The organism is Streptococcus mitis (assembly GCF_946190335.1).
Taxonomy (GTDB): domain Bacteria; phylum Bacillota; class Bacilli; order Lactobacillales; family Streptococcaceae; genus Streptococcus; species Streptococcus mitis_CH.
Genome location: NZ_CAMHZN010000001.1, coordinates 225588 through 242325 on the forward strand (window position 1 = coordinate 225588; position 16738 = coordinate 242325).

Here is a 16738-nt window from a genome sequence, read left to right on the forward strand (position 1 = left end):
CATCACTCTATAATTTTAGAGTTGCAAGCGACTTTCAAGAGCTTGTGTCAACACTTCAGAATAGTTCACTTTCTCACGATCTGCAAGTCTGACTAGCCACTCTGGAACCGTAACATTTTTTCGAATCGCTTTATTATTCTTTACGAAAGGCAAGGGATTGACCTGAATCAAAGTCACAAATCCATCAGGAGCTTTCAACTCAGCAATGTCACTAGGAGTAGGCAAAGCCAGTCCTTCATCAATATAAGAAGCTAAAACACTCTCAAGCATTTCCCGAGCATTTTTCATTGCAAGTTCAATCGTTGCTCCTTCAGTCCCACCTCCAAACTCCGGAAATTCAATCCAGTATCCAGTACCTTCTTTATGAAAAATAGCAGGATAAGATTTTAGCATAATACACCTCCACAATTTCCAAATCAACTATAGTCCCAAATCTTTTAATATTTTTCTCTCTAGGCCTTTTCCTAAATCCTCATTACCGTGAACTGGAATAGTGACAAGATAGGAGACCCCTTCTTTCTTAAAATGATGATGACTTCCTCTCTTACGAACTTCAATCCATCCATTTGCAAGAGCTAATTTTACCATTTCCTTACCTGTTATTGGCATTTATGGTCACCTTTCTAGCTAAAATTATACTTATAATGCGTATTTTTGTCAATTCTTCTATCTTATCTATTCGTAAAAAAGAAAAAAGATCAGGAAATTTCCTAATCTTCATTCTTATTTACTTTATTTTCTTAGCTAGCATGGTCGCAAAGCGTAATTGAATACGATTGCCATTTTCGTCACGACGGTGTAAATGGCCTGTATTTTCATTGTACTTAACCAATTCCCAGTCCTTGTAATAGTCTGCCAATTCCCCTTCTTTAAAGGTAAATGGGAAGTTCACAGAGCAAGGGTAATCTTCCGTATCCATAGCACAAACGATAAGATTATAACCACCGACCGTGGTATGCTCCTGCATATTTTTGATAATTTCAGGAATGCGGTCTGCTTGCAAAAACATCAAAACAACTGTCGATACGATGAAATCATAAGCTTGCCCAATACTGGCTGAATTGATATCGTAAAGACCAACAGGCATATCTAGGTCCTCCTGCTCCACAATGCTTTGCAAGATTTCAAGAGATAATTCATTTTGATCTACAGCTGTCACATCAAAACCTTGCTGTGCTAGAAAGAGTGCATTACGGCCTTGACCACAGCCCAAATCCAAGGCTTTCCCTGGTTTTACTGTCTGCATGGCCTCTAGAACCTCTGAATGAACAGGATTGGTATTGTATTTCTTAGGAAAATAATCCTCAGGTTTACAATAAAATTCCAAATACCATTCCACATCGTCTGTAGCAGCCTCTACTCGATGCCAAGCTTGAGGTTGTGCCATGGGATTGTCGGCTCCTGCTTCAAAGAGGTGCTCAGCTAAAACCTCACCATCTTCTGTCAATTCAATAAACTTGAGAGCCCCCTTCAAGACAGTAATTTTCCCCCAAGTCCCAACCTTGGTATTGTGTTTCTGCTGAACAGCCTCTGGCATTGTTTCTTTAGTCCACAAAGGCATACGTTTATAGGCAACTAGTTTTTCCATTTTCATTTCCTCTTTTTATCGCTGATTAACAGCTTTCATCACGCGCGCAATATCGCGATTCTGCTCACGACGTTTGATAGACTCCCGTTTATCATAGTCATGCTTCCCTTTAGCTAAACCTAAAAGGAGTTTAGCGTAACCATCTTTGATATAGACTTTAAGGGGAACCAGGGTCATTCCTGTCCCTTTGGTCTCTTGTTCCAATTTTTGGATTTGTTTCTTATGGAGCAGGAGTTTACGACGCCGTTCCGGTTCTTGATTCCAGATATTACCCTCTTCGTAAGGTGCGATATGAACATTGCTCAACCAGACTTCTCCATTTTTTACTTGGGCAAAGCCATCCTTGAGATTGATTCGAGCTGCTCGTACACTCTTGATTTCAGTTCCAGTCAGGACCATCCCTGCCTCTAGCGTATCTACGATTGTATAGTCGTGACGCGCCTTTTTATTTTGCGCGACGACCTTTCCCTCGCCCTTTGCCATGTTTGGCTCCTTTCTTAGCTACTTCCTTGTAAAAAGGTTTCTTGCCCTTTTTCTTCTTGTCTTTTTGTGAATGCTTGCGCTTATCATTTGAGCGTCCTGATTTTCTCTTGTCTTCCTTCTTATCTGAACGACGATTTGAACCACGCCCTCTGTCACTACGACTAGACTGTTTCAAGCCTTTTTCAATCACATCAAACTCACTTGGAATGTAAGAGAAGTCAATTTCACCCGTCATCTTGTCGGCTCTTTCAACTCGGATACGGATTTGCTGACCTACACGGAAGGTTGTTCCTGTTTTCTCTCCACGAAGAGTCAAATCCCGCTCATTGAAATGATAAAATTCGGGTAAATTAGTGATGTGAATCAAGCCCTCAACTGTATTCGGCAATTCAACAAAAAGACCAAATTTAACGATGCTAGACACAACCGCATCGTATTCTTCGCCTACGTATTCTTCCATATACTCAGCCTTTTTCATGGCTTCGACTTCACGCTCAGCCTCGATGGCACGACGTTCACGGTTGGAAGACTGGGTCGCAATCTCTGGAATCACTTGCTCAAAATGCTCTGCTATTTCCTTAGAACGGCCGTAATCCCGAATCATACGGTGAACAAGAAGGTCTGGATAACGACGAATCGGACTAGTAAAGTGAGTATAATAGTCAGCCGCTAGACCATAGTGGCCGTGATTGTGCTCCGAATAGCGAGCCTGCTGCATGGAACGGAGAAGCATCATGGACAATACATCCGCATAGGGCTCTCCCTCAACAGTACGCATGATGTCTTGAAGTGCCTCCTGGCTAATCTCACTGGCAGTTCCATAAATGCGCAAACCAAAGCTTGAAGCATAATCAATAAATTTCTGAACCTTTTCCGCCTTTGGCTCCTCGTGAATTCGATAGATGAAAGGTAGATCCAGCTTACTGAAATGCTCGGCAACTGTTTCATTGGCCATCAACATGAAGGACTCAATCATACGCTCGGCAATGCCACGCTGACGAAGAACGATATCAACAGGCTTACCTTGTTTATCCACTAAAATCTTCGCTTCGTTGGTATCAAAATTGAGGGCTCCACGTTTCACACGCATGTTTTCTAAAGTTTCATGCAGCTTTGCCATGAGTTCGATACTTGGAACAATTTTCCGATATTCTTGTCTCTTTTCCACGTCGCCAGCTAGAATATCATTAACATCGCTATAGGTCATACGGAAACTAGTCTTAATTACCGTTTGTGTAATAGTGTAATTGACAACACGACCCTGTTTATCAATCTCCATAATGGCAGACTGGGTCAGGCGATCAACTTGAGGATTGAGAGAGCAGATGCCATTTGACAGTCGTTCTGGAAGCATTGGGACCACACGGTCTGTCACATAGACAGAAGTTGCGCGGTTAAGGGCTTCCTTGTCAAGGGCAGAACCCTCGGTTACATAGTAGGAAACATCTGCGATGTGAACTCCAAGTTCCAGATTGCCATTTTTCAATGCCTTGATATGCACTGCATCGTCCAAGTCCTTGGCATCTGCACCGTCAATGGTAAAAGTAATCTCATCTCTAAGGTCCAGACGGCCTTCCATATCCTTTTGAGACGGAGCATCAGGAACACTTTCTGCTTCCTTGACGACAGCTTCTGGAAACTCGGATACAATGTCCATAGACTCCAAAACCTCAAGGACATCAATTCCGACATCCGTTGAATGCCCCACTACATCGAGAACACTAGCAACAAAGAAATCATGTTTCTTGCTTGGGTATTTATCGATAAAGACCTTGAGAACTTCTGTTCCTTCTAGTTTTAGGGCTGGTTTCTTAACATAGATGGGTTGGCTGATTTTCTGGTTTTTCGAACGGATGTAGCCAGCATACTTAGGCTTTTCCTGATCTAGAACGATTTGGCCGACAACTGTTGTCAAACTGTGTTCTAGGATATCGATAATTTTGGCTTCGGCTGCTGTTCCCTTATTTCGGTCAGCGACTTTCTTAATCACGACCTCAACGGTATCACCATCAATAGCATAGTTGACATCGTTTTTTCCTACAAAAAGGTCGTCCTCCTCGCCTTCCATACTAACAAAGCCAAAGCCATTTTTATGAGCATGAAAAATCCCCTTGAGAGTAATCTCATGTTTTTTCTTGACTTCCAAAGTCAAAGTTCCATCTTCTTCAAAGCGTATCTGGTGCTTTCTTTCCATTAGGGACAAGGTTTTAATCAACTCACGAAAATCCTTGGAACCGTCTTTTTCCAAAGCCTGAGCCAAGTCGTTGACATTTACCTTTCCCTTGTCTTGTAAATATTCTTTTATTCTATCTTTCATATTTTCTTTCTAGATTTTTTTATTTTCTTTTACTGTAAAACCTTCTAAAATATCTTTTTAAAATAAAAAGAGGCAAAGACCTAGTCCTGCCCTTTATTTTCTTATCTACTTGATAATACCGTCAATGCTAAGGCAATGGCTAGCCAGAAAAAGACTAAAATCCCTGTCAAACGCTGCATTACAGCTTCAAAACCGCGTGCTTTACTGCGTTCAAACAAATCACCTGAGCTGGCATCAAATACATTGCTGGATTGGTTTTTAGTTGGTTGCATGAAAATCGCAATCACAATCACAACAGATAATACTAATAAAATGGTTAATAATAGGTTATACATATCAAACTCCTTAAAATCCCTATTATTTTACCATAAAATCTACTTAGATTCAAGATGTAGGGTTACTTTTCTTTCCTTGGGACAATACTTTAAAACCTCAATCTTGTCTGGATGGGTTTTAGAATTTTTACTGGTTAGGTAATTGATACTGCCACAAGAGGAGCATTTGAGATTAATTTTTACTCGCACTAGATTTCCTTTACTTTTAATAATGTTCGAAATTGAAGAAGGTTAAAGAGACAACTAAAGGCAACACAAAGGCTTGTCGCATAAAAGACTGCATGGTAGCCAAATTGACCTGCTACTGCAGAACCTGCCATAGGCCCAACGACACCTCCCAGATAAAAGAATACCTGATTGAAGGCAAAGACCCTTGAAATACCGGCTTTGGGAGTCATTTTGCTGAGAAGGGCATTAACTCCGGGAATCAAGGCACCGGTTCCCAATCCAAAGAGGAAACGATAGAGTCCTAGTTGGAGGGGACTAGAGGCATTGGCACAGAGAAGATAGATGATAACTGAATAAAACTGGGCTACAACCAAGAGGCGATGGTTGCCCACCTTGTCACCTAGCTTGCCCATAACTCCTGCACTCATCATACTGGAAAAGCCCAGACTAGATACAATCAAACCAGATACAAAAAGAAGATTCTCTGTCTGGCCTAAGTCGCGTACATACAGAGCTAAGATAGGACCGATTGATTGGGCTGAAAATTGGATAACAAAACTGGTCAGAAAGAGGTTGACCAAGAGATAGGGATATTTAACTGATGTAAATAATTCCTTTGTTGGAATGGCCTTTTCCTTGGCTACTGGTTGAAAATCTTCCTTAATAAATAAAATAGTTAAAACAGCAGCTAAGAATAGGAAACTACCAACCAGTAAGAAAACAGTACGGATGCCAAATAATTCTGCAATAAAGCCACCGATAAAGGGACCAGTTAGAGTACCTGCAACTACGCCTGTAGACAAAGTACCTAAGGCAGATCCTGATTTCTCCTTGGGAACCTGACTGGCTATCAAGGCCGTTGCATTAGGAACAAAACCCGCAAATACACCATTTAGTAAACGAAGAAAGATTAACCAATAAATATTTGGCACAAAGGCCAAGCCTCCCATAGTGATAGTCATGGCCAGACCAGCACGAATCATCATGGGTTTTCGACCATATTTATCAGCAAGAATACCCCAGATAGGAGAAAATAGAGCCGCCGAAATAGCAGAGACAGAAATAGCTAATCCTGCATAAAAAGCGACTTGCTCACTCCCTACACCTAGATTTTCCACGAAGATGGGCATAAAAGGCACAACCAAAGAAATACTGGCTCCAGTCAGAAAATTACCAAACCAGGCAATGCGCAGATTATCCTTCCAGTTAATCTCTGTCATCTTGCCTACCTCCCTCAATCAGGGAGAACACCTGAGTAAGAAGCTGGTCTTGATTTCCATTGTTGTTTAAAACATGGCTGGCCAAATCTTTCTTTTTCTCTACAGGCCACTGGGCTGCCAGACGAGACTCAGCTTCATCCTTGGACAGCTGATCTCTTTTCATCAACCGTTCTACTTGGATATTTCGATCCACATAGACCAACCATGTCTCATCAAACCAAGCGCTGTAGTCCTGTTCAAAAAGTAGGGGAATATCCATGAAAAAAATGGATTCTGTCCGAGCCAATTGCTCTCTTAATGTAGCTAGTTCCTCACGGATAATCTTTCCTTGGATTCGCTTAGACCATTCTCGTTCTTCAGGATTTGAAAAGATGAGACTAGCTAGGAGAGGGCGATTGAGTTCTTCATTTTCTAAGATAATTTTTTGACCAAAGTGCTGGACTAGAGCTTCAAACAGACGACCACCAGGTTTCTGTAGTTGGTGGACGACTGCGTCGGCATCCACTACTTGAAAGCCTTGCTTTCTTAGAAAATTTGTCACGGTTGACTTACCAGAGGCAATTCCCCCAGTGATTCCGATAATTTTTCCCATCAGCCCCTCCTTTGGCACTGAGGACAAAAATGGGTGCCTCGTCCGCCTAGTTGAATTTTTTCAATGATGGTGCCACAGCGTACACATTCTTGACCAGCCTTGTCATAGACCTGATGAAAATCCTGCATGGTTCCGTCTTCACCAAAGGCATTGGTATAAGTCCGAATGGTTGAGCCACCTTTTTCAACAGCCTGGCCCAATACAGCAATGGTCTGGTCATGAATAGCTGTCGCTTCTGCTGCTGTCAAAGTCTGGGAAGGTCTAGCCGGATGAACCTGAGCTCGCCAGAGAACCTCATCCACATAGATATTGCCAAGTCCAGCTACCAAAGTCTGGTCTAGGAGATGGGTTTTGATAGGCTTTTTGGACTTAGCTAGGGCAGCTTGAAAGACCTGCACATCAAAGTCTTGTTCGCTTGGTTCAGGACCTAATTTTTTAGAAATAAAGTAGGCATCCAAAAGGTCAGGAGACAAGAGTTCCATAGTACCAAACTTGCGTACATCCTCATAAACAAGCGTGCCACCATCTTCAAACTGAAAGAGAACATGGGCATGCTTACGTTCAGGTGCTTGGTCTGGATAGTAAAAATACTTGCCCTCCATCCGCAAATGGGAAATCAAGACCTTATCTGTCAGGTAGAAAAGCAAATATTTGCCACGACGTCCCATGGACTCAACAATTTGACTAGGCACTTCCTTTTGAAACTCGTCCAAATCTGTCTTAATCATCTTGGGATAGCGAATTTCTACACTCGAAATCTTCTTTCCCAAAATCAATTTTTCTAAGCCACGACGAACAGTTTCAACCTCAGGTAATTCAGGCATAAGTCCTCCTTCTGTAAAAACAAGAAGCAGGCATGAGCCCACCTCTACTTAGTATTCTTTTTCATTATAGCCAAAGTCAGCTAAATCTAGCTTTTTATCGCGCCAGTTTTTCTTGACCTTGACCCAGGTTTCTAGGAAGACCTTGTCTCCTAGCATGAGTTCAATATCACGACGGGCCATGCTACCGATTTTCTTAAGCATAGCACCACCTTTACCGATGATAATCCCTTTTTGACTATCTCGCTCGACCATGATGGTTGCACGGATGTGAACCTTGTCTGTCTCTTCGTCTCGTTTCATAGAATCAACAACCACAGCAACTGAATGCGGAATCTCTTCACGAGTTAGGTGCAAAACTTTCTCGCGAACCATTTCTGAAACCAAGAAACGCTCTGGATGGTCTGTAATTTGATCAGACGGGAAATATTGGAAACCTTCATCTAGATTTTCACTCAAAATATCCACTAGACGAGAGACGTTATTTCCTTGAAGGGCTGAGATTGGTACAATTTCCTTAAAGTCCATTTGATTACGGAAGTCATCGATCTGAGACAAGAGCTGGTCTGGATGGACCTTATCGATTTTATTCACCACCAAAATCACTGGAACCTTGGCAGCCTTGAGACGCTCGATAATCATATCGTCCCCCTTACCACGCGCTTCATCAGCAGGCACCATGAAAAGAACGGTATCCACTTCGCGAAGGGTACTGTAGGCAGACTCAACCATGAAATCTCCGAGAGCTGTTTTAGGCTTGTGAATCCCTGGTGTGTCGATAAAGACGATTTGTTCCTTATCAGTCGTGTAAATTCCCATGATTTTGTTGCGCGTTGTCTGCGCCTTGTCACTCATGATGGCAATCTTTTGCCCCATAACGTGATTTAAAAAGGTTGACTTCCCAACGTTGGGACGTCCTAAAATGGCTACAAAGCCTGATTTAAAAGTCATAATTTCCTCTTACTGTTTAAAATAATAAATCCCAGATTCGTGGGAGAAAAATCAATGCACCTGTTAAGGCTGCGAAAAGAGAGACCACTAATACCGCGCCAGCTGCCATATCCTTGGCATTTTTAGCCAGCATGGAAAAGTGATAGTGACTGGCCAAATCAACCACATTTTCAATAGCAGAATTGATAATTTCAAAAGCTACTACCAAAAAAATGCTCAATAGGAGAAAGAGCCATTCGATTCGTGACACCTGAAAAACAAAACCTGCAAGAATGACTACAAGAGCCGTTACTGCATGTTTTCGCATATTGCGTTCTTCCTTGATAGCAGTAAAAATTCCTGTGAGAGCAAATTCTAAACTGGATATCAGGTCACGATTTTTCCATTTTCGTTTATTGTCTTGTGAGTCCATAGGTTGTCAAAATTTCTTCTTGTAAACCGAACATCTCCGCTTCTTCTTCCGGAGTGTAGTGATCATAGCCATTGATATGTAAAAAGCCGTGTACTGCCAAGAAGCCCATCTCACGCTCAAAGCTATGGCCATATTCCTCGGCCTGCTCATGAGCCTTATCAATAGAGATGAAAAGTTCCCCAATATAGGCATCAAACTCAGACATCATCTCTGCCAATTCTGGATTTTCAAGTAAATCCTCTTCGTCAAAGGCAATTTCCAACTCTGGCTTATACTCAAGGCTGATGACATCTGTCGGACGGTCTGTGTCACGGTACTCCAGATTAAGTTCATGACTACGCTCATTGGTCACAAAGGTAACTGCCATCTCCTTGTCTTCTTTGCCTAATTTTTGGGCTGCAAATTCCAAAATTTCTTGGGTTTGTTGCAACATTTCTTTTGAAACTTGACCAGTTTCATCTACCATTTCAATATACATGTGCTTCTCGTTTCTCTTTACTTGGCTTTATTATACCACATTTCCATGATTTTATTCTACCTTTTTGATATAATACTATGGAATACAATCACAAGGAGAGAACGATGTCATTTGACGGATTTTTTTTACACCACATGGTTGAGGAATTGCGAAGAGAGTTAGTGAACGGTCGCATTCAGAAAATCAATCAGCCTTTTGAACAAGAATTGGTCTTGCAAATCCGCAGCAATCGCCAAAGTCATCGCCTGCTCCTTTCTGCCCATCCAGTTTTTGGACGCATTCAGCTGACCCAAACGACTTTTGAAAATCCATCCCAACCCTCTACCTTTATCATGGTGTTGAGAAAGTATTTGCAGGGCGCCCTGATTGAATCGATTGAGCAAGTGGAAAATGACCGTATTGTGGAAATTACGGTTTCTAATAAAAACGAGATTGGAGACCATATTCAGGCTACTTTGATTATCGAAATCATGGGCAAACACAGTAGTATTCTACTAGTTGATAAAAGTAGCCACAAAATCCTCGAAGTTATCAAACACGTTGGCTTTTCACAAAATAGCTACCGTACCTTGCTTCCTGGATCGACCTATATCGCTCCGCCAAGTACGGAATCTCTCAATCCTTTCACGATCAAGGATGGAAAGCTCTTTGAAATCCTACAAACTCAGGAAACGAGAGCTAAGAACCTTCAAAACCTCTTTCAAGGTCTGGGACGTGATACGGCAAATGAATTGGAAAGCATACTGGTTAGTGATAAACTATCTACTTTCCGAAACTTTTTCAATCAGGAAACCAAGCCATGCTTGACTGAGACTTCCTTCAGTCCAGTTCCTTTTGCAAATCAGGTGGAAGAGTCTTTTGCAAATCTTTCTGATTTGTTGGACACCTACTATAAGGATAAGGCTGAGCGCGACCGTGTCAAACAGCAAGCCAGTGAACTCATTCGCCGTGTTGAAAATGAACTTCAAAAAAATCGTCATAAGCTTAAAAAACAAAAAAGAGAGTTACTGGCGACAGACAACGCTGAAGAATTTCGTCAAAAAGGAGAATTGCTGACAACCTTCCTCCACCAAGTGCCTAACGACCAAGACCAGGTTATCCTAGACAACTACTACACCAACCAACCTATCACGATTGCACTTGATAAGGCTCTGACTCCCAACCAGAATGCCCAACGCTACTTTAAACGGTATCAGAAACTCAAAGAAGCTGTCAAATACTTGACTGATCTGATTGAGGAAACCAAGGCAACCATTCTCTATCTGGAAAGTGTAGAAACCGTCCTCAACCAAGCTGGACTGGAAGAAATCGCTGAAATCCGTGAGGAATTGATTCAAACTGGCTTTATCCGCAGAAGACAACGGGAGAAAATCCAGAAACGCAAAAAACCAGAACAATATCTAGCAAGCGATGGCAAAACCATCATCTATGTCGGCCGAAACAACCTACAAAACGAGGAGCTAACCTTTAAAATGGCCCGCAAGGAGGAACTTTGGTTCCATGCCAAGGACATTCCTGGAAGCCACGTTGTCATCTCAGGAAATCTTGACCCATCTGATGAAGTCAAGACAGACGCAGCAGAGTTAGCTGCCTACTTCTCTAAAGGGCGCCTGTCGAATCTGGTGCAGGTAGATATGATTGAAGTCAAGAAACTCAATAAACCAACTGGTGGAAAACCTGGCTTTGTCACTTACACAGGACAAAAGACCCTCCGTGTCACACCAGATCCAGAAAAAATCGCATCCATGAAAAAATCCTGATTTTACTTGAAATCAGGATTTTTAACATACTATTCACTCAAATCATATCCAATTATAGGACTAATCTTTACCACCTAGTTTCTCATTGATTTTCATCATCACACTAGCAATTTTTTCACCCCAATAAGGGTCTGACGCATATTCCACATTCATACCAGACGCCTTGTTTCCAAGGAAAGTTCTGCCCCTATCGATATAATTTTCCTTAATCCACTTGGTTGCACCTAAAATTCCCTTATCCACATCATCAAATGTCTTGGCAGAAAGGTAAGGGGTCGTATCATAGGCTGTAATTCCAAAGAAATTATTCTTATCTTTGGCAATCTTGCTACGTCCCCAGTCGCTTTCTAAGGCACTATGGGCAAGGAGATAGAGGGCATTGATATGGTAATGTTCTTCGGCTTCCTTAAAGGTAGCTCCCTTATTTTCTAAGAGGCTATTATTAATATTTAACAAACTAAATACCTTATCCAAGTCTTCAGCACTATAGTTTGTAGCCTCTGTCAAATCTTTGAAAAGGAAGGGATTTTCAAGGTTAAAACCATCAAAATGCAGCCCATCTGCCGAATAATATTTCTTGCCTACTTCCATATCAGAAAGATGAGCAGCTACTGGAACACTAGCATTCTGAGCTACATAGTGATAAAAACGATGTCCATCACTCTCATAATAAGGGATAAAATCCTTGCTGGCATCTAGTGCTTGTAAATCTTCTGTTTTCATATAGCCTGACAAACCAGAAATAGTAATAGCCAGGCGCTTGTCATCACTTTTTCTATCCTTATCTAGCCAAACAACACTACCTTGCGATATATATGACAGCTTTTCACCATCTGCATTATAGATATTTGAAGTAACTGGAAGGACCTGATAATAATCAGAGCTAGTCTTGGACTCCTTATGCCACTTTCCATCGTTTCCTAACTGATGACCATCAATAGTCTCATTTTTTGCCATGTAGCCACCGGATTTGAAGTAGTACCAGGCTTGATTTTTAGAATCGTATACCCATTCTTTCACAGCCATTTTACCATCAGATTTGAGGTAAAACCATGAATCTTTATCCAAAATCCATTCATTTGCTGCCATATAGCCTCCGGATTTTAGATAATAATAGTGACCATTTTCGAAAATCCATTCTTTATCAGCATGATTTCCATTTTCTTTGATATAAAACCAAGATTGGTATTGTTTGTCAAAAAGCCAACCTTGCTGTACTTTGGCACCACTAGCATTCACATAAGCCTGCTCAATCCACTGACTTGTTAGTAAATAACCACCAGATTTAAAATAATAGTCCTTCCCCTTGATTTGGAGCCATTCTTTCTCTGCGTGCTGTCCATCTGCTTTTATATAAAACCAAGCATCGTATCGAGAATCATATACCCAATCTTCTATTACCTTGGCACCTGTAGCACCGACATAGGAAGCTCCTAGCCAAGCATTTCTTTTCATCTTTCCATCTTGGTCAAGATAATAGAGGACTCCCTTGTCTTCTACCCATTCTGATTTTGCCATATAGCCGCCAGATTTGAGGTAAAAATAGTCGTCACCTTGTTTCAGCCATTCATTTTCAGCATAGTTGGCATCTGCTTTTATATAAAACCAAGATTGATAGTGAGCATCAAAAATCCACTCATTAGCTGCTTGACTCCCATCTGCTTTCAGGTATTGTTTTCCTTGCCAAGTACCATCACTTGCCATTACACCCTCTGGACTAGCTAAGAAAAATAGCAGGGCTAAAAAAACAAATCTCAATTTCTTCATTAATTTACTTCCTCTGTTCTTACTCATTTCATTATATCAAAATTCTCTATAATCAACATTACAAACTGATAAAAAATCAAGAACAGATTGATTGCAGTTTACTTCAGAGACTCTTTCACTTCCTTGCGTAGATTTTCCAGACTGCTAATACCATATTTATCCATAACCTTTGGTAAATTTTCGATGATATCAGGACAGGCATATGGATTGGTAAAGTTGGCTGTTCCAACTCCAATAGCAGATGCTCCAGCCAGATACATTTCTAGCGCAGCTTCTGCCGAATCCACTCCCCCCATTCCAATGATAGGGAGGTCTGTTGTTTGGGCTACTTGGCGGATGAGTTTGAGGGCTACTGGCAAGACTGCTGGACCAGACATTCCTCCTGTTCCATTGGCCAAGATTGGTTTTCTGGTTTTGAGGTCAAAACGCATTCCAACCAGAGTATTGATCATGGTTAAGCCACTTGCCCCCGCATCTTCTGCAGCTTTTGCGACAGTAACGATATCGGTCACACTAGGGGTTAATTTGACATAAACTGGCACATCAGAGGCTTCCACAGCTGCTTTCACCACATCATAAGCCAGATCTGGATCTTGACCAATCAAAAGTCCGTGATTACAGTGATCTACATTGGGGCAAGAAATATTGAGCTCGATAGCCTTTACATTAGTTGCCTTGGAAATACCATGAGAAACAGCTGCATATTCTTGTTTTGAAAAACCAGCTACATTGGCAATGATGGGAAGATTTGGATATTCTCTTTCCAACCACGGTAGCTTTTCAGCCAAAACAACTTCCAAACCAGGATTTTGCAAACCGATTGCATTGAGCATGCCTGCAGGTGTTTCTGCCACCCTTGGAGTTGGATTGCCAAAGCGTGGTTCAAGGGTTGTCGCCTTGATCATAATAGAACCTAAAAGGTCTAAATCATAATACTTGGCATACTCTTGTCCAAAGCCAAAACATCCTGATGCTGGAATAATCGGATTTTTCAAATCCAAGCCTGGTAGAGAAACTTGTAAACGATTTCTAGTCATAATTTTCTCCTTATAATACAACTGTTCCTGTGCGGAAAACAGGACCATCTTCACAGACACGTTGGCTGACCGTCTCGCTTTCTGGCACTTTTAGGACGCAGGCATAGCAAGCCCCCATCCCACAAGCCATACGAGATTCTAGAGATAGATAGGCTCTTGGATGGTCATAAAAGGTTTGATTGATATACTTCATCATTCCAGGCGCCCCACATGAGTAAACAGCATCAAACTGACTGTCTAAATCCTTGATAACAACGGAAACATTTCCCTTAATGCCATAAGAACCATCATCTGTTGTTACAAATACCTGCCCATATTGAGCTAATTCAATCTCCAAAATAACAGCATCCTTATTAGCAAAACCGAGAACTGTCACTACTTTCACACCACGCGCATGCAATTCCTTGGCTACCTCAAGCAAGGGCGGAACACCAATCCCACCACCAACAAGGAGAACCTGACTCTGCTCATCAAGGTCAGACAAGTCAAATCCATTTCCCTGAGGTCCCATCACATCAAGAGTATCTCCCTGACTTAAGGTTGAAAAAATAGCTGTACCAGCACCTTCAATCCGATAAATGAGGTGACACTGCTTCTTTACCTTATCAATAGACGAAATTGAAATAGGACGACGCAAAAGATGGGCATCATCAGGCACACGCAGATGAAGAAATTGGCCTGCCCGCATAGCTTCAACCATTTCCCCTTCTAGGACTAATTCAAAGATTGCTGGCGCGATTTCCTCCTGTGCAACCACCTTCATGGTTTCCAAACGAATGGCACCCAAGCGTTTCTTACATGTGGGATTCATGACTTTTCCTCCTTAAATTTTAAGGGGACCAGATAAAGAAAAGACCTTGCAATTGCAAGGCCTCAGTTAAAATCGTACAAGACAAGAGAGCACACTCAAAAAGTCTCCTCTAGAAAATTGTACTATTCTTTTATCTGACACCTTGTGAGTCTCTCTGGACTCCCCTTAAAGGTTAAATTTTTATTAGTATACTCTTTCAGCTAAAAAAAGTCAAGTAGAAAACGAACATTCGACTTGACTTCACGAGATTATTTTTCACGAATGACTTCGACCTTGTAGCCATCAGGGTCTTTGACAAAATAATAGTTTGGTGCAGTTCCTGGTAAGCCATTTGGCTGAGTCACTTCATAGCCTTTTGCACTGTGCTCTTGATGAAGCGCTTCAAGATCAGGTGTACTGAGGGCGATATGAGCAAACCCATCTCCTACCACATAAGGGCCGTGATCGTAGTTATAAGTCAACTCCAACTCATAGTCGTCACCTTCAAGTCCTAGATAAACAATGGTGAATGCATGATCTGGAAAATCCCTGCGACGCAATTCTTTAAATCCAAAAGCATCTTGATAAAATGCGATTGATTTTTCAAGATTTTCTACTCGCAAGCAAGTGTGTAGCATTTTTGAAGCCATATTTTTCTCCTTTATTTTCAAAAAGACTGGGACAATCCTGTTCCAGTCTTATCAGTTATTATTTACCAAGTTTTGCTTTAGCTGCATCTGCAAGAGCTGCGAAAGCTGCTGCATCGTTAACAGCCAAGTCAGCAAGCATTTTACGGTTAACTTCGATCTCAGCCAATTTCAAACCATGCATCAATTGTGAGTATGAAAGTCCGTTCATACGAGCTGCCGCGTTGATACGAGTGATCCACAATTTGCGGAAGTCACGTTTTTTCTGACGACGGTCACGGTATGCATAGTAGTAAGAGTTCATTACTTGTTCTTTTGCAGTACGGAACAAGATGTGTTTAGCTCCATAGTAACCTTTTGCTAATTTAAGAATACGTTTACGACGTTTGCGTGATACAACGCCACCTTTAACACGTGCCATGTTTTATTTCCTCCAAATATTTCCTAGAATTGTTTACTTACAGTCAAGCTATTATTTCAAGCGAGTAAGCATTGCTTTGATACGTTTGTAATCTCCTGAATGCACCATAGATGCTTTACGAAGATGACGACGTTGTTTCTTAGTTTTTCCGTGGAAACGGTGAGAAGTGTAAGCACGGAAACGTTTAAGTCCACCAGAACCTGTACGTTTGAAACGTTTAGCTGATGCGCGGTGTGTTTTTTGTTTTGGCATGATTTTTTCTCCTTTATTTAACTTTCTGACAATTATTTTTTGTCAGTCGCTGGCGCCAATTGCATGAACATTTGACGTCCATCCATTTTAGCACGTTGTTCGATGATGGCAATATCTTGAGTTGCTTCAGCAAACTCGGCTAAAACTTTTGCACCAATCTCTTTATGGGTAATCATACGACCCTTAAAGCGAATAGATACCTTAACTTTATTTCCTTTTTCAAGGAATTTGCGTGCATTGCGAAGTTTTGTATCAAAGTCACCCTTGTCAATCGTTGGACTTAGACGAACTTCTTTCACAGTAACAACACTCTGTTTTTTACGTTGTTCTTTTTGCTTCTTCTGGTACTCAAATTTGAACTTACCGTAGTCCATAATTTTTGCAACAGGTGGTTTGGCTTGGGGTTGAATCAATACTAGGTCAACATTAGCGTTATCAGCCAAAGCTTGCGCTTCACTGAGTGGCTTAATGCCTAGCTGTTCTCCTTCAAGACCAATCAAGCGAACTTCACGTACACGAATCTCATCATTGATGAATAAGTCTTGCTTTGCTATGGTTTTCACCTCTTTTGTTTTATTAGAGAAAAACAATAGCGGACTCGTAAATATACAAGCCCGCACGTTATGATAGCGTTTCTTAGAAACTTTTCATCCGTAGGGCCAGGCAACTTAATGTCACAAGGCGAGAAGCTCTCACTTC

General features: G+C 41.4%; 21 protein-coding genes and 1 other annotated feature (1 of these 22 running past the window's edge). Of the genes, 1 reads left to right on the forward strand and 20 read right to left on the reverse strand.

The window, feature by feature from the left end; all coding sequences use genetic code 11:
* Positions 1 to 15: 15 nt before the first annotated feature.
* The 13 genes from N8O43_RS01165 to ybeY all read right to left on the reverse strand — a co-directional run bounded on the left by N8O43_RS01165 (position 16) and on the right by ybeY (position 9365).
* Positions 16 to 393: a type II toxin-antitoxin system HicB family antitoxin gene (locus N8O43_RS01165; RefSeq protein ID WP_050252888.1), complete on the reverse strand. Its 378-nt coding sequence runs from the start codon at positions 391 to 393 to the stop codon at positions 16 to 18.
* 27 nt (positions 394 to 420) lie between these two features.
* Positions 421 to 609, reverse strand: coding sequence for a type II toxin-antitoxin system HicA family toxin (locus N8O43_RS01170; protein WP_101782206.1), 189 nt, complete (start codon positions 607 to 609; stop codon positions 421 to 423).
* Positions 610 to 727: 118 nt separating this feature from the next.
* The gene (gene tehB / locus N8O43_RS01175) at positions 728 to 1588 is read right to left on the reverse strand and encodes an SAM-dependent methyltransferase TehB (protein WP_261020143.1); all 861 of its coding nucleotides are present in this window, start codon (positions 1586 to 1588) and stop codon (positions 728 to 730) included.
* Between the two features lie 15 nt (positions 1589 to 1603).
* On the reverse strand, positions 1604 to 2071 hold the full coding sequence (gene smpB, locus N8O43_RS01180; RefSeq protein WP_001051750.1) for an SsrA-binding protein SmpB: 468 nt from the start codon (positions 2069 to 2071) through the stop codon (positions 1604 to 1606).
* Complete coding sequence (gene rnr / locus N8O43_RS01185) at positions 2034 to 4388, reverse strand: ribonuclease R (RefSeq protein WP_261089154.1); 2355 nt, start codon at positions 4386 to 4388, stop codon at positions 2034 to 2036. Before rnr ends, smpB begins: the two co-directional genes overlap by 38 nt.
* A gap of 101 nt (positions 4389 to 4489) precedes the next feature.
* Entirely contained in the window at positions 4490 to 4723 is a 234-nt protein-coding gene (gene secG / locus N8O43_RS01190; protein ID WP_000282517.1) for a preprotein translocase subunit SecG, read from the reverse strand.
* Between the two features lie 39 nt (positions 4724 to 4762).
* Complete coding sequence (gene rpmG / locus N8O43_RS01195; RefSeq protein WP_001809104.1) at positions 4763 to 4912, reverse strand: 50S ribosomal protein L33; 150 nt, start codon at positions 4910 to 4912, stop codon at positions 4763 to 4765.
* On the reverse strand, positions 4912 to 6111 hold the full coding sequence (locus tag N8O43_RS01200) for a multidrug efflux MFS transporter PmrA (protein ID WP_261089156.1): 1200 nt from the start codon (positions 6109 to 6111) through the stop codon (positions 4912 to 4914). Before N8O43_RS01200 ends, rpmG begins: the two co-directional genes overlap by 1 nt.
* Positions 6098 to 6703, reverse strand: coding sequence for a dephospho-CoA kinase (gene coaE / locus N8O43_RS01205; RefSeq protein WP_261089158.1), 606 nt, complete (start codon positions 6701 to 6703; stop codon positions 6098 to 6100). The genes N8O43_RS01200 and coaE overlap by 14 nt, the downstream gene beginning before the upstream one ends.
* A complete protein-coding gene (gene mutM, locus N8O43_RS01210) occupies positions 6703 to 7527 on the reverse strand; it encodes a DNA-formamidopyrimidine glycosylase (protein WP_261089160.1) in 825 nt (274 codons plus the stop codon). The genes coaE and mutM overlap by 1 nt, the downstream gene beginning before the upstream one ends.
* A 48-nt stretch (positions 7528 to 7575) precedes the next feature.
* Positions 7576 to 8475 carry a GTPase Era gene (gene era, locus N8O43_RS01215; protein ID WP_000143264.1) on the reverse strand — a complete coding sequence of 300 codons (900 nt, stop codon included), beginning with the start codon at positions 8473 to 8475 and terminating at the stop codon, positions 7576 to 7578.
* Positions 8476 to 8491: 16 nt separating this feature from the next.
* On the reverse strand, positions 8492 to 8887 hold the full coding sequence (locus N8O43_RS01220) for a diacylglycerol kinase family protein (protein WP_000378166.1): 396 nt from the start codon (positions 8885 to 8887) through the stop codon (positions 8492 to 8494).
* Positions 8868 to 9365, reverse strand: coding sequence for an rRNA maturation RNase YbeY (ybeY, locus tag N8O43_RS01225; RefSeq protein ID WP_261089162.1), 498 nt, complete (start codon positions 9363 to 9365; stop codon positions 8868 to 8870). The genes N8O43_RS01220 and ybeY overlap by 20 nt, the downstream gene beginning before the upstream one ends.
* Positions 9366 to 9469: 104 nt before the next feature.
* On the opposite strand from ybeY, the gene pavA reads away from it, so the two are divergent.
* Complete coding sequence (pavA, locus tag N8O43_RS01230; RefSeq protein WP_261089164.1) at positions 9470 to 11125, forward strand: Rqc2 family fibronectin-binding protein PavA; 1656 nt, start codon at positions 9470 to 9472, stop codon at positions 11123 to 11125.
* A 60-nt stretch (positions 11126 to 11185) separates the two neighbouring features.
* Here the strand turns inward: pavA and N8O43_RS01235 are convergent, their stop codons facing one another.
* The 7 genes from N8O43_RS01235 to infC form a co-directional block, all read right to left on the reverse strand.
* Entirely contained in the window at positions 11186 to 12892 is a 1707-nt protein-coding gene (locus N8O43_RS01235) for a glucosaminidase domain-containing protein (protein ID WP_314726001.1), read from the reverse strand.
* Between the two features lie 98 nt (positions 12893 to 12990).
* The gene (locus tag N8O43_RS01240; RefSeq protein ID WP_176601745.1) at positions 12991 to 13977 is read right to left on the reverse strand and encodes a dihydroorotate dehydrogenase; all 987 of its coding nucleotides are present in this window, start codon (positions 13975 to 13977) and stop codon (positions 12991 to 12993) included.
* Complete coding sequence (locus N8O43_RS01245) at positions 13940 to 14740, reverse strand: dihydroorotate dehydrogenase electron transfer subunit (protein WP_001070083.1); 801 nt, start codon at positions 14738 to 14740, stop codon at positions 13940 to 13942. Before N8O43_RS01245 ends, N8O43_RS01240 begins: the two co-directional genes overlap by 38 nt.
* Before the next feature lie 248 nt (positions 14741 to 14988).
* On the reverse strand, positions 14989 to 15369 hold the full coding sequence (gene gloA, locus N8O43_RS01250; RefSeq protein WP_000157156.1) for a lactoylglutathione lyase: 381 nt from the start codon (positions 15367 to 15369) through the stop codon (positions 14989 to 14991).
* Between the two features lie 58 nt (positions 15370 to 15427).
* Positions 15428 to 15787, reverse strand: a complete 360-nt coding sequence (gene rplT, locus N8O43_RS01255) for a 50S ribosomal protein L20 (RefSeq protein WP_000124832.1) — start codon at positions 15785 to 15787, stop codon at positions 15428 to 15430.
* A gap of 51 nt (positions 15788 to 15838) precedes the next feature.
* Complete coding sequence (rpmI, locus tag N8O43_RS01260) at positions 15839 to 16039, reverse strand: 50S ribosomal protein L35 (RefSeq protein WP_001125943.1); 201 nt, start codon at positions 16037 to 16039, stop codon at positions 15839 to 15841.
* Positions 16040 to 16071: 32 nt separating this feature from the next.
* Positions 16072 to 16602: a translation initiation factor IF-3 gene (infC, locus tag N8O43_RS01265; protein ID WP_000848180.1), complete on the reverse strand. Its 531-nt coding sequence runs from the start codon at positions 16600 to 16602 to the stop codon at positions 16072 to 16074.
* A gap of 15 nt (positions 16603 to 16617) precedes the next feature.
* Positions 16618 to 16738: a sequence feature (ribosomal protein L20 leader region), on the reverse strand; it runs 11 nt beyond the window's last position.